The organism is Aquirhabdus sp. (assembly GCF_046462495.1).
GTDB lineage: Bacteria > Pseudomonadota > Gammaproteobacteria > Pseudomonadales > Moraxellaceae > Aquirhabdus.
The window spans coordinates 83,061-97,086 of record NZ_JBKGVE010000004.1 but is presented as its reverse complement, the minus strand read 5'-3'; the positions used below and the strand labels follow the sequence as shown (position 1 = coordinate 97,086).

The following is a 14,026-nucleotide window of genomic DNA, read 5'->3' as shown; positions in this document are numbered from 1 at the left end:
GTTCATTAATCACCCAGCGCGGTATAAAGGACTATCGCAAGGATTTGTAGAAAAATGCGTTGTAAATAGATGAATCCATCGCTTCATTGAAGGTTGTATTACAAGGGATTTAAATCATGAAAACTTTGTCACTGGGTCTTGCAACGATTTGTCTGGGTCTCTCCACACTCGCCAGTGCGGATACGACCGTGCCATTATTTTTTACCGCCGATCAAGGTGTTGGCACTGCTGTTGGCACGGTGGTCTTAAGTGAAAGCAAATATGGTGTTGTACTCACCCCCGATCTCAAGGGTTTACCGCCGGGCATTCATGGCTTCCACCTGCACCAGAACCCATCCTGTGACAACAAAGGCATGGCAGCAGGTGGACACTTTGATCCGCAGAAAACTGAAAAACATCTGGGTGCCTATAGCGACTCCGGTCATCTCGGGGATTTACCTGCTCTGACCGTGAATGCCGATGGCACGGCAAAGCTGCCTGTGCTTGCACCCAGAATTAAACATATTTCTGAGCTGACGGGACATGCGCTGATGATTCATTTAGGCGGGGATAATTACGCGGATCAGCCAGAGAAACTTGGCGGCGGTGGCCCCCGTTTGGTCTGCGGCGTGATTGGTCAATAATATACATAGCCTCAAGGTGATCAGGGTCACCTTGAGGGCCACACAGCTTAGCAGCTTAGCTCACGATAACGCGGGCGATGGCTTTCTTTCCAGCTTGAATGACCACATTTGCACCAGCAACCAAGCTAAAGGATGCATCAACCACAACGCCATCCACTTTCACTGAACCCCGAGCGAGCGCATCTTTGGCCTGTGCGGCATTCTTGGTGAGCTGAGCACGACTCAAGACGCTGGTAATAAACAAAGCGTCTTGCCCTTCCAGCGCAAGCGTGACTTCTGGCAAGTCTTCGGGAATTTCTCCATCGACAATGCGATTGCCCGCGCTCTTATGTGCATTTGCTGCGGCATCGGCATCATGGAAGCGTTCAACCAACTCCAGCGCGATACGCTTTTTGAGTTCCTGAGGATTCAGGCCATTTTCCATTTCAAGTAACCAGCCATTGATCTCGTCCATCGGGCGAAAGCTGAGTAGCTCAAAATAACGCGGAATCAGACTATCGGGCATAGACAGAATCTTCTGATACATGCTGCCCGCCGAATCATGGACACCGATATAGTTATTCAGCGATTTCGACATCTTCTGCACACCATCCAGCCCTTCCAGAATCGGCAAGGTGATACAGATCTGTGCTTCCTGACCATATCGCGCTTGCAGGGTACGACCCATCAATAGATTAAAGGTCTGATCAGTACCACCCAACTCCACATCGGCAGTCAGTGCAATGGAGTCATAACCTTGAACCAGCGGATAGAGGAACTCGTGGATGGCAATCGACTGTTGCGCTTTGAAGCGTTTGCTAAAGTCATCACGCTCCATCATGCGGGTTACGGTATATTGTGATGCCAGGGCAATCAGGTCCGCTGCACTTTTTTGCTCGAACCAAGTCGAGTTGAACACAATTTTAGTCTTCTCAGGATCGAGAATCTTAAACACTTGTTCTTGATAGCTCTTGGCATTCTCAAGCACTTGCTCACGCGTTAGCGGAGGGCGTGTCGCACTCTTACCGGTTGGATCTCCAATCATGGCGGTAAAATCGCCAATCAAAAATAAAACTTCATGGCCCAACTCTTGGAAGGTACGTAATTTATTGATCAACACGGTATGACCCAGATGCAAATCGGGTGCCGTAGGATCAAAGCCCGCTTTGACACGCAGTGGGCGATTCTCTTTTAATTTTTTAAGTAATTCATCACGTTGGATAATGTCACTCGTACCGCGCTCAATCAGCGCCAGTTGTTGTTCCGCAGGAAGAAAATTCGTCATAACCTTACAAATATAGCTGCCGTAATATTGCGTAATATATTAGCCGTTTTTAATATCGAGGAGTTAGCGATAATTACGTGTAATAGGTTAACCTTAGCAACATCAATCATCCGCACAATGAGCAAGATTAGGTCAAAATTATGGCGCAGGAAATGTATATCGGTGTGATGTCTGGTACGAGTCTCGATGGAATCGACTTTGTAGCCGTATCATTTGAACCCCTAGCGCTGCATGCCTCTCTGACAGTTCCCTTCCCTGAAGAGTTACGTGAAGACTTACTCGCACTAACCTTCCCCGATGACAATGAAATCGAGCGTATGGGTGTTGCAGATGTCGCACTGGGTCGGCTGGTGGGTGAATCGATCAACCAACTGATTCACGACCATCAATTGAATAAGGCGGATATCCGCGCGATTGGCAGCCACGGTCAAACCATTCGTCACCGCCCAGAATCAGGATTCAGTCTACAAATCGGCGATCCTAACTTGATTGCCGAGATCACTGGTCTTCCGGTCATTGCTGATTTCCGTCGCCGTGACATGGCTGCCGGAGGGCAAGGTGCGCCGCTGGTTCCCGCTTTCCATCAAGCGGTGTTTCAGCATCCAACGATCAACCGCATCATCTTAAATCTGGGGGGCATTGCCAATATCAGCGTACTCCCCGCAGGACAACCCGATGCGGTCTATGGCTTCGATACAGGACCTGCCAATGTCCTGATGGATGCATGGTGCTTTCAACATACTGGACAAACCTATGATCAAGATGGCATATGGGCTGCTGCAGGAACCGTGCATAAACCCCTCTTAACCCAACTTCTCAGTCATGAATACTTCACCCGACCTCACCCAAAAAGCACTGGACGTGAAGATTTCAATCTGGAGTGGTTACAACAACAAATTACAGATGTGGTGGAGATTGATTTCCATGAGGACAGCTATGGCAGCTTTGAACATTACGATCTGAATAATGCTCCTCCTCAGGATATCCAAGCAACGCTCCTCAAACTGACCGCGCGCTCCGTGGCTGACGCCATAGAACAAACCAATTTAGATGGAGGTGAAGTCTGGTTATGCGGAGGCGGTGCTTATAACCATACGCTCTGGCAAACATTGGCGGAATGGTTACCAGAGTGGACGTTAAAGAGCACCAAAGAACTCGGACTTGCACCGACTTGGGTAGAAGCAACCGCTTTTGCATGGCTTGCACGTCAGCGTATAGAGGGATTACCTGGAAATTTGCCTGCAGTCACTGGGGCTACAGGCTATCGTGTCTTAGGCGGCCGCTGGTAAGCACGAGCAACCGTAAAAAGCAGGATTAACCCGCTAATAGCTTCTGCTCGCTGTCCACCAAGCGCTGGATACAATGGCGCATGCCATGCAAAGCCTGCCCGAGTAGTACCTGTTCTGTCGTCAATACGACAAGTACCAACGGGACCTGTTTGCACGGCACACTGGCAATGATAGCCTTACCGTTTTGCGCATCCAAAATCAAGGATTGGCAATTCACCAATTTGATCTCGGCGGTGAAGGATTGGATCATCGATAATATCGAACTACTCACCGCAGAAATTTTGCCACCATCCAGATTCGCCTGATTGGTGACCAGTGCCATTTCAAAACCATCGCTGGTGGCCAGTAAAACACTATTGATACCCGCAACCGATGAAGACAATTCGGCGATACAGCGTTCCGCAATTTTAACAAATAAGGTTGAGGGTTGACGGTGTTGCCCCTCTTTCACCATGATCATTTAAGATTCCTTGCTTGACAATGATTTAACAATTTACGATTGCGTTTTACGCTTCAACCTGTACTTCGAGGGAGGCAATGATGGTCTCCACGAGAAGCAGCACATCATCTTTTTGCCGAGCATCGACGCTAAAAATGGGATAACGTTTTTTATGATCGATGAGCCAACGACGATAGATATCAAAAGAATGATTTGAGCTGACATCGACATGCGTCACCCCAATCACAATAATACGATCAGACTTCCCGACAAAAGACTCTAAGTAAATATCCAGATCTGCCAAAGGATTTGCCGCGCTGTGATCAATGAGAATCACTATACCTAAGGCACCTTGAGCAATGGTTGGCCACATAAACTGAAAGCGATTTTGTCCTGGCGTACCGTAAAGACCAATTTTTAAAGTGTCATCAATCGTGATTTCACCATAATCAATCCCGACCGTGGTGTGCAGCTTACTATGCGCCTCTTCGTCCGTATTCAGTGCTTCGGTGGCGAAGACAGGAATTTCAGACAAGCTGCTGATTGCCTGAGACTTTCCTGACCCCATTCCCCCGCAAAACACGATCTTATAGCGTTGCATAGATTCACCTCTACAATTTTCAACGATAGGCCCTTAGAGTCCCAAACGGTTTCTCAAACCTGATAACAAACGACGGATCACGGTCTGCTCTACCGCAACGACGGCTCTTTCGACTTGATGGACTTGAGGAGCAACCTCGGGCATACGATCAACACACTCAGCAAACCCTGAAGTTACAAGCGCAGAGACAAAATGCTGCACCCGAGATAGGGGAATCTTGGTATCCAGAGCCAACTTATGCGCGCTCGATATCCCTTGCGCTAAAGAAGCGGATAAGATCAACATATCTTTGCGGTCACTTTTAAGGAAGGGTTGCGGCCACATTTTAATTTCAATGAGCTGTTCTAGCGGTACCAAGGTGGCACAAGAGGATGCAGACCAGATCACTTCCCATAACCACTGCATCAGATCGACTGAGCGATGCTGTCTGGGAATTTGCGAGACCACTTCATACTTTAAAGAGCCTGCCATATCAATAGATGTACTCCGCTCAGGAACTAGCCACATCAAGCCACTGATCGTATCCACAACGCCTATCACTCCTCGGGTATCAGACAGGTGATATAAGCCCTGAGCCTTGGATGCGAATCCTTTGAGCAAAGTTGTACTCTCTATCACAGCGGGGTTCTGGTCCACACTTTGTGGCGCGGCTGTTGAAATCGCCGCTCTTTTTTTATCGATGACAAATTCTTGCACCCAGTTTTTAAGACGTGCGTTTTCAAATAGAGGTAAAGAAATGATGTTCTGTTCAATCTCTTCGTTCTTGGGAGAGTGATTGACCAACAAAACGGGAAGTGCATTTTTGCGAATCAAGCTTTGAATGCTTGATGAGCTGATAAAGCAAGAATTTATGACGAGGAAGTCTAAATTTTCTTGATTGGCGGAAACCCAGCTTACATCCCCGCCGTCTGCCAAAACATCGTGAATATGTTGGCGTATAGAGACTACATCGGAGCAACCCAATCCTACAATTGACGCCCTGAATGACCGTTCCATGTCGATACTCTTTTCAATTGAGTTTTTATCATCATTAATAAAGAAAAACGTCAAGCAAAGACAACATCCTATTCTCTTTGCTTGACTTCAAATGCTAATACGTTAAAACACCGACTACATTAAACTTAAGAGAAATCGAGTTCTTTTTCGAATGACTTTAAAGTATGGCGTGCCATCGCAAGATTAGATTTCGCGCGGTCCAAAACCAAATAGATGAAAATATCCGCATTACGTTCCAACGGACGGATCAAGTGATATTGCTTACCGAGAGTAATCAAAATATCTTCGATGCGATCATTGAGTTTCAATGCTTCAGCTACTTTACGCTTTGCGCGAACGACTTCAGTATTCCCCGCTGCCGCCAAATCCAGATCCAGGCCACCGCCGATAGTCGACAAACTTAACCCGCTGGTCGAATCCACTAATACTGCTGCAACAAACCCGTCAATTGATGACAATCCATCTAATAAAACTTTTGCCATTATCCTAGCTCCTTGGAGTAAATATCCATTTTTTTGATAAACGAAGGCGTTCTGCATGAGAGGAAGCAGAAAATACAGGCAAGGCTTGGCGAGTTTAAATACTAAATATATTCAAAAAATGAATAAAATTTTATTAATAATGCATGCCAAACTAGGCGATATATTTAGCAAAACTTCCTGTTTTGCTTTAGTTCCTTCGAGATCAAGCTTATGTCAGTTTATTCAATGCTGTCAACTACATCTCAAAATTTATTATTCTAAATTGTCTAACAAAAACACAGATATTTGAGATCTAGCTGATCATGTTTTAAATAATAAAAAACCGCTCGTTCTTATAATGAGAAAGATGAGCCACAACCACAGGTTGTTGTCGCATTTGGATTCTTAACGATAAAACGAGAACCTTCTAGACCTTCCAAATAATCAACTTCAGAACCGACTAAATATTGATAACTGAGTGAGTCGATCACCATGGCTACATCACCATTTTCGACGCGCGCATCATCATCATTTGCTGCTTCTGCAAACGTGAATCCATAAGAGAATCCCGAACAGCCACCACCCGTGACATAAACCCGCAGCAGCAGATCATCACTTCCCTCACCTTCACGTAACTGGCGAACCTTTGTCGCTGCACGGTCGGTTAAAATCATGGCAGGTGCATTCATCGTTATCTCCTTCATTACAGATATAAGCCGCGCTATTGTCTAGATAGTCGAATAAACGCTTTTTACAGACGCATATCATAGCACGTACGGGGCACTGGATTAATATGCTGATGTAACCTCGTTTTTCAAGGGAGTGTTTCCTATCAACATGAAATAACGTCCACATCACAAAGCCAATAAAAAACCCATGAACGTATCCATTCATGGGTTTAATCCGTTCTGTACAATAAGGACTTAAGGTTGCATAAAGCCCCTACTGTTCAGAAACAAAGACTTACTCGTCGTTTAATGCACACTCAAAGTTAGTCGGTGCTGTTTTACAACGTACTTTTTTCAACAGTTTCATCATCTCTGGATTATAGGTACCGTCTTTGGTTAGGTCCAAACGTGATTCGCGCATCAACTTGCTATAGCCAATTTTATCGGCATCTGGAACATCCATCCAATATTTGGCATCGATCTCTTTTTCAGCATTATCGATGTACTTGTAAGCCGTACCAATCTGCGAAAACACATATTCACGGATTTTTTGATTAGCTTCTTCATTGGTAAATTTGCTCTTACGCACCACCATGGTCGCTGTCACTTGAATCAGTGGGAAACGAATCACAGCCCCTTTGACCGCGCCTGAAGAATCAGTCATCCCTTTCCACAGTTCAAGGGGTTTAAAAATCACGGATGGCCCTGCAATGATATCCACCTGATGGTTATTGAACTTGCCAGAAATCGTTGTCAAATCGACGCTAACAGGCTGTGCGCCTACGCGTTGTACCAATTTGGCTTGTGATTTATCGTAATCCAGTACCGCGATTTTTTTACCTGCGGCTTTAGCCAAGGTATTAATCTTACGGTCATTCACCATGATATAAGCAGCGCCTAGAGGAATCATGCCAACAACTTCATAATCCCCTTGTGACATCTTGGGTGCGAGCTGTTTGCTGGAGAGGACTTGTAGTGCGATGTTTAAGTCCTGCTTGCTTGGAACTGCACCAATCGCATCTAAACTGCCAGTAAATTTATTGAATTCACGTGCACGTAAGTTACTCATGATTGCGCCATCACATTGACCGGCTTTAAAGTCTTCGGCAATGATGGCTTCGTTGGTATAGGCTTTTAGATCAATCGGGTTGGTTAAACCAAAACGCGGCATCTGTAGAACATAGTCTTTGGCATATCCAAAGGCATCGCCACGCGCACCAAGTGGATCATAAACACACAATGTTAATTTATCACCTGCAGCATGCACAGCTTGTAAGCTCATTGCAGTAAACAGGGCAGCGATTGCTATTTTTTTCACGTTTTTATTTCTCCATAAACGATTAACAACGAGGGGTCTAGTCCGTCCCCAGCCCATCTTGAGCTGCATACAGTCCTTTACCTATTATTCCATATCATGGCGCCGTCGATATTGACGCCATTTTAATGTTATTTCGGTCACATAAGTCAATTTATTACATATCCTGCATAAAAAAAGCCAGCAATGACGCTGGCTTTTTAGATCTTAATCAACGACTCGTGAATTATTCGTCAGTCAACGCACATTCAAAGCTGGTTGGATCTTGTTGGCAACGTACTTTCTTCAGGATCGACATCATTTTTTTGTTGTAGATTCCTTGTTTAGTCAAATCAATACGTGCTTCACGCATCAATTTTACATAGCCCACTTTGTCATTGGCAGCAATATCCATCCAGAATTTAGCATCAATGGATTTTTCGGTTTTGTTGATCAAAGCCATTTCTTTATCGATCTGACTTGCAACCCAAGTACGGCTCTTCTGACCATAGCCTGCTGGGAATTTATCAGGACGGATCACGATGTCACCAGTCACCTGAACAACAGGGAAACGGATTACTGCACCTTTGTTGCCTAAACCTTTGTAAAGCTCAAGCGGTTTGAATGCCAATGCAGGCAAACCGATGATATCGATCTGACCATTGTTGAATTTACCGCCAATAGTCAATAAGTCTACAGAAACAGGTTGTGCACCGACTTTTTGAACCACGATTGCTTGTGCTTTATCATAGTCTAAAACGCCGAAACGCTTACCAGCGGCTTTAGACAGGGTATTAATGCTACGATCGTTTACCATAATGTATGCAGAACCCAGAGTCGTCACACCAGCAATTTCATAGCCTTGGCTAACCATGTCTGGTGCAAGTTTAGGGTTTGCCATCAAGCTGATGATGAGCTTTGCAGCTGCGTTGCTTGGCAAGCCGCCAATGGCGTCAATAGAACCTGTGAAGCTGTTGAATTGACGTGCACGAATACCGGTTAATGCAACTGCATCACATTGACCCGCTTTGAAATCTTCAGAAGCTACACGCTCATCGGTGTAAGCTTTCAGTGTAATATCCGCACCCCATCCTTTCGCAGCCAGTGCATAGTCCTTCATCATGGAGTAGCTGTCCCCTTGCGCCCCCAGAAGGTCGAAAACACACATAGTTTGAGCGGCCTGCGCAGAAGTTGCGAGTGCTACCGCTGATGCGGCTAATGCCATTTTCATTTTGATGTTCATATAATTTTCCCTTTAGTCTGCGGAGTTATTCCGCTATTTATGCGTCGCGCTGCCTATTCTGCCCAACTATTATTTTTTTTCAAGCGCTATTGCCATCAATTTACATTGACCTGTTTGACATTTTTGTTAATAAATACAGCTAATTTTGATTTTATAATGATAATTCAACACCCTAACGGATCAGAACTGTACTGACCCATCAACACTTCTTTTCAGACCACTTACCAATCTCTAACCGTTACTAAACTCAAGCCTGATTACTGGTTATTCTATCCACAAAAAACTACAATAGCGCATCCTATTCCCCTCCTTAATTTTGCCCGTTTACTTTAGGCTTTCTCAATGATTCAGCTCCAAGATTTTGCACTCCGCCGCGGTGGTCGACTATTGTTTGAAAAGGCGACCTTTCAAATTCATCCTGGCTGGAAAGTCGGTTTAACTGGCGTCAATGGCGCAGGGAAGTCGACGTTGTTTGCAGCCTTTATGGGTGACATGGCGGCAGATGTCGGCAGTCTCACTCGCCCCGCAACATGGACAGTTGCCCATATGGCTCAGGAAGTCGAAAGTCAGGAAACCTCTGCGATTGACTTTGTCCTTTCAGGTGATGAAGAGTGGTGGACGATCAACCAGCAGCTTGAGCATGAGTCGGACACCATGCCTCTTGAAAAGCTCACTTCACTGCATGAGCGCTTCGGTGAAATCGATGGCTATACCGCAACCGCGCGCGCCGCTCAAATGATGGCGGGTCTCGGCTTTACCACGGTGAAACAGTCTGCCCCAGTCTCCAGCTTCTCAGGCGGCTGGCGCATGCGCTTGAACCTCGCGCGTACCCTCATGAGCCGTTCAGACTTACTACTGCTGGATGAGCCGACCAACCATTTGGACTTGGACGCAATCTTGTGGCTTGAAGAGTGGCTCAAGAACTATCCAGGCACGCTCGTACTGATTTCGCATGATCGTGATTTTCTGGATGCCATTACTGATCACATCATTCATATTGAGGCCGGCCTAGTCACGCTATACACCGGCAACTACTCCACCTTTGAACAGACTCGCGCTGAGCGTTTAGCGCAGCAACAACAGTCGTTTGAGAAACAAGAAGCTACCCGGGCCCATTTGCAAAAATACATTGATCGTTTTAGCGCGCAGGCGACTCGCGCTAAACAGGCACAAAGCCGTGTGAAACAGCTTGAGCGGATGCAAAAGCTTGCGCCAGCCCATGTCGATACGCCGTTTACCTTTAGCTTCCGTGAACCAAGCAAGATGAGCTCCCCGCTCCTGCAATTGGATGAAGTGGGTGCAGGCTACGGCACAACCATCATCGTCAATAATATACGCCTACAACTCACCCCCGATAGCCGTATCGGTTTGCTGGGAATGAACGGCGCAGGTAAGTCCACCCTGATTAAAACTCTAGCTGGCGTGATTGAACCGTTATCAGGAGAGCGTACGTCCAGTGAGCATTTAAATCTGGGCTACTTTGCCCAGCACCAGATGGATGCTCTCGATGCCGATGCCAGTCCCATGCTGCAACTGGGACGCTTAGCAGGTAAGAAAATATCCGATGCCGAGCTGCGTGCCTATCTTGGTAGTTTTGGCTTTAGCGGCGAACGCATGGATACCACTTGTGGTAGTTTCTCTGGTGGTGAACGTGCACGCCTCGCACTGGCACTGATCGTCTGGCAACGGCCTAACGTACTGGTATTGGATGAGCCGACCAATCACTTGGATCTCGATATGCGCCATGCATTGACACTGGCTTTGCAAGACTTCAAAGGGGCGGTTGTTTTGGTCTCACACGAACGTCAACTGATTGCCAGTGTTTGTGATGACTTACTGCTGGTTCATGGCGGGATGTGTCGTACCTTTGATGGCGATCTTGCTGACTATGCCCAATGGCTCAAGCAAACCCGTCAGCAAGAGATGGCGGCTAAACCCACCAAAACAGCTGCGGATAAAGCCGCCGCAAAGAAAATTGCGGAAGTTGCCCCTAAAGTCGTTGAGGCGCAGCCTAAAGTAGAAAATGCCAAACCCATCGATAAAGAGCAAGCGCGTAAAGAAGCTGCCGCAAAACGCGAACAAACCCGCCCCTTGCGCAGCAAAATAGAAAAAACTGAAAAACAGATTCAAGAGCTGCACAGTAAACTCAAACAGCTGGAAGTGACGATGGCTGATACGGGTCTCTATGAAGCGTCACGCAAAGCCGAACTTCTGAAACTGATGGAGCAACAGCAGCAGCATACAGCCTCAATTGCAAGCTTGGATGAAAGCCTGCTTGAGATGATGATGGAGCTGGATGAATTAAAGGCTTAGTCATCCTTTCAAATAAAAACGACACGCTAGCGTGTCGTTTTTTATGCGTGTTCCACGTGGAACATGAAAAGACGTTTAGAACTTATAGCGCATGTTGGCATAGTAATAACGTCCAACATGGTCATTCAGCGGTGTAATAAAATCATCTAAATAGGTCGTACTGCCATAGACAGGAGATTTATCAAATAAATTATTCACGCCAAAGTTCAACGTCAAATGATCAGTGGCTTTAAAGTTATAATTCATATCCCAAACCGTATATGAAGGGATACGGGCATCGGTAATCTCTGGATCTTGGCTATATGTAGGATCGGTAATATTCTTGGTCCCTGCGGAAGTTCGCGCAGTAAAGGCAAGCTCACTGCTCGCATACTCATAGCCTATGCGGAAAGTGTTCTTCCACTTTGGATGATAGATACTATCCAATCGACTCACGGGTTGCTCACCTGGCGTGGTACTTTGTTTGAAGGTTAAGGTATAGCTGTTCACCTCACGAAGGTTCAACTTCCCGTATTGACCCAGAGATAAAACATATTTGAGATCAAGATCTAGACCTTGTGTATCAGTCTTTCCGACATTGACATAGGGTGTAGTAATACTTTTGATTCGGCCTTTATTTAAGCCTGGGTATCTTGCTTCTAGTCCAGGGTTACGTGGATCACGACCAATTAAAGCTGCAAACTCTGGGCTACTATCTTCATGATCCAAAATAAACTGTGGATCTTCTGCTTGAATAGTGTTGCGCTGATTAATCATATACCAATCTAAAGATGCCGATAAATCTTTGAGCGGCTGAACCACAAATCCAAACGAATAATTGTTGGCTTTTTCTGCCTTAAGATCTGGATTACCTTGGGTGTACTGACGAATGCTATAAGCACAGTTAGGCCCGATATAACCCAATGGACCACAGCGTGCAAAATCTGCAACAACATTGTAGCCGGCCGCTGTTGATGCGATCTCAGGCAATGTCGGTGCTTTAAACGATGTTGTTGCGGATGCGCGGACAAGAACCTCTTTCATTGGGCGCCATGCAAAGGCAAGCTTAGGATTAAAGGCATTACCAAAATCGCTATAATAATCGTCACGCAACGCAAACTGAGCCTCTAGCTGTTTTAATACCGGAATATTTAGCTCACCATAGATTGAGTAGAGTGAACGACCCGCTTTACTTGCTGTCGCCCCAGAACCAGCAATATTACCAGCCTCTTCTTTAGCATCAGGAGAATCATTGATCGTCTCATGACTGGCTTGAACCCCCCAAGCAAAGCCTACGGGAGCCTCATTCAATGTAAAAAGTTCTGGTGTAGACATTTTCCAATCGATTGAGGACAGACGAGATACCGCGATGCGCTGGGTCGTCGTCAACATCGGATCGACCACACTCATGGGATTTGCATAGACAAAGGGATCATATCCCCCATTTCCCAATATGCCATCCTGTAGACTTTGTGCGGATACATCCTTAAGTACCGCATTACTGGTTTCACTGGAGAGCTTATTTTGATTAAAACTTAGCCCTAGCTCACTATCCCATTTCCCAATAGTGCCACGCCAGCCAGTGACTAAACGCAAAGTGTTACTCGTTGTCACATCTGTCAAATGAGATGCTTCATAAATATCGCGAAAGACTCGTAAAGTATCGCCTGGTGTAAAGCCTGCTAATGAACCGTCTTCACTTGGACCGGGCAAAACTGCCAATCCTGGGTTGGTTGAACCATCTGTACTTCCTAAAAAAGTACTATCGAAAGTGGGGAAGCCACGTTGAGTAATCGTTTTATTATGATTGAACCCGAGCTCAGTAAATAACTCATCCGTAGCATTTATCTGAATTGTATAAATCCCAGATAATCCAATCCGCTGATTACTCGGTGATAACTGCACCTTTTGATTGGTTAAACACGCAGGATTACCCGTGGAAGCAATTTCAACACTACCTCTACAACCTGGAATTGGAAATCCTTCACCTGTATCATAGTCTTGCAGACTACCTAAGTAATCACTTGTACTACGGCCATCTGAGCCACCAAATCGTCTAAAATCTCGATCTGCCGTTGCTTTATGCTTTTGACTTAAAAGCGGACTACTATTAAAAGCATCTAAAGTTACCAGCAGATTTTTACCATCTTTATCTAAATCGCCCCAACCTGCTGTCACGCTCGCATCTGCTGTACGACCATCGCCTTTTTCATTGGCACCCAAATTAGTGGTTGCCTCAATTCCTTGATAATTTCTTCTCGTTTTAAAATTGATGACTCCAGCAACCGCATCCGAGCCGTAGATAGCTGAGGCACCATCGCGTAATATTTCGATAGAATCAATTGCAGCTAGCGGGAGATTATTTAGATCGACAAAAGAATTTTCTGCACCATCAGCAAAGCCATAATTTGCAAGCCGACGTCCATTTAAAAGAATTAAGGTGTATTTGGGATCAAGGCCTCTGAGTCCCACTGAAGCAGCGCCAGGGGCAAACGAAGCCTTATCATTACCATCAAGTTGAACTGAAACAGATGGAAGCCTTCCAAGTAACTCTACTACTGTACTTGCTCCCGTTTTTTCAATATCCGAACGTTTAATAATTTCTACTGCAGTAGGACCTTCATTATTGATCCTTGAAATATTCGAGCCTGTCACAACCACACGTTCAACTTTATTACCATCACCATCTGTTGACTCATCTTCAGCATATGCAACAATCGGTAGTGTAATGAGTACTGCTATGGAAGATGCCAAGAGTGTTCTTTTCATACTTTATTCCTTGCTCATGCATATCGGTATATGCTGTTTTGAAGAGACGGGATAGGTCGCTTCTTTAGTGGTTTGGATCAGTCACTT

The 14,026-nt window shown here is 45.6% G+C and carries 12 protein-coding genes; 3 read left to right on the top strand and 9 right to left on the bottom strand.

All coding sequences use genetic code 11. The features are described 5' to 3' along the window. Positions 1–116: 116 nt before the first annotated feature. Positions 117–623 carry a superoxide dismutase [Cu-Zn] SodC gene (sodC, locus tag ACLHG7_RS03980; protein ID WP_410209766.1) on the top strand — a complete coding sequence of 169 codons (507 nt, stop codon included), beginning with the start codon at positions 117–119 and terminating at the stop codon, positions 621–623. Positions 624–678: 55 nt separating this feature from the next. On the opposite strand, the gene tyrS is transcribed toward sodC, so the two are convergent. Then, positions 679–1,887: a tyrosine--tRNA ligase gene (gene tyrS / locus ACLHG7_RS03975; protein ID WP_410209765.1), complete on the bottom strand. Its 1,209-nt coding sequence runs from the start codon at positions 1,885–1,887 to the stop codon at positions 679–681. Between the two features lie 140 nt (positions 1,888–2,027). Between tyrS and ACLHG7_RS03970 the strand changes: the two genes are divergently transcribed. Next, positions 2,028–3,176 (top strand): anhydro-N-acetylmuramic acid kinase, encoded by a 1,149-nt coding sequence (locus ACLHG7_RS03970; RefSeq protein ID WP_410209764.1) that lies wholly within the window; start codon positions 2,028–2,030, stop codon positions 3,174–3,176. A gap of 25 nt (positions 3,177–3,201) precedes the next feature. Here the strand turns inward: ACLHG7_RS03970 and ACLHG7_RS03965 are convergent, their stop codons facing one another. The 7 genes from ACLHG7_RS03965 to ACLHG7_RS03935 all read right to left on the bottom strand — a co-directional run bounded on the left by ACLHG7_RS03965 (position 3,202) and on the right by ACLHG7_RS03935 (position 8,878). Beyond that, the gene (locus tag ACLHG7_RS03965) at positions 3,202–3,636 is read right to left on the bottom strand and encodes a roadblock/LC7 domain-containing protein (RefSeq protein WP_410209763.1); all 435 of its coding nucleotides are present in this window, start codon (positions 3,634–3,636) and stop codon (positions 3,202–3,204) included. Between the two features lie 46 nt (positions 3,637–3,682). Then, complete coding sequence (locus tag ACLHG7_RS03960; RefSeq protein WP_410209762.1) at positions 3,683–4,216, bottom strand: GTP-binding protein; 534 nt, start codon at positions 4,214–4,216, stop codon at positions 3,683–3,685. 33 nt (positions 4,217–4,249) lie between these two features. Continuing rightward, complete coding sequence (locus ACLHG7_RS03955; RefSeq protein WP_410209761.1) at positions 4,250–5,212, bottom strand: hypothetical protein; 963 nt, start codon at positions 5,210–5,212, stop codon at positions 4,250–4,252. A 125-nt stretch (positions 5,213–5,337) separates the two neighbouring features. After that, entirely contained in the window at positions 5,338–5,694 is a 357-nt protein-coding gene (locus tag ACLHG7_RS03950) for a roadblock/LC7 domain-containing protein (RefSeq protein ID WP_410209760.1), read from the bottom strand. A gap of 332 nt (positions 5,695–6,026) precedes the next feature. Then, positions 6,027–6,362 (bottom strand): iron-sulfur cluster insertion protein ErpA, encoded by a 336-nt coding sequence (gene erpA, locus ACLHG7_RS03945; RefSeq protein ID WP_114900407.1) that lies wholly within the window; start codon positions 6,360–6,362, stop codon positions 6,027–6,029. 274 nt (positions 6,363–6,636) lie between these two features. Then, positions 6,637–7,623 (bottom strand): putative solute-binding protein, encoded by a 987-nt coding sequence (locus ACLHG7_RS03940; protein WP_410210377.1) that lies wholly within the window; start codon positions 7,621–7,623, stop codon positions 6,637–6,639. Between the two features lie 259 nt (positions 7,624–7,882). Beyond that, positions 7,883–8,878 carry a putative solute-binding protein gene (locus ACLHG7_RS03935; protein ID WP_410209759.1) on the bottom strand — a complete coding sequence of 332 codons (996 nt, stop codon included), beginning with the start codon at positions 8,876–8,878 and terminating at the stop codon, positions 7,883–7,885. A gap of 342 nt (positions 8,879–9,220) precedes the next feature. Between ACLHG7_RS03935 and ACLHG7_RS03930 the strand changes: the two genes are divergently transcribed. Then, a complete protein-coding gene (locus ACLHG7_RS03930) occupies positions 9,221–11,191 on the top strand; it encodes an ATP-binding cassette domain-containing protein (RefSeq protein ID WP_410209758.1) in 1,971 nt (656 codons plus the stop codon). Positions 11,192–11,266: 75 nt separating this feature from the next. On the opposite strand, the gene ACLHG7_RS03925 is transcribed toward ACLHG7_RS03930, so the two are convergent. After that, a complete protein-coding gene (locus tag ACLHG7_RS03925) occupies positions 11,267–13,939 on the bottom strand; it encodes a TonB-dependent receptor (RefSeq protein WP_410209757.1) in 2,673 nt (890 codons plus the stop codon). Between the last annotated feature and the right edge of the window lie 87 nt (positions 13,940–14,026).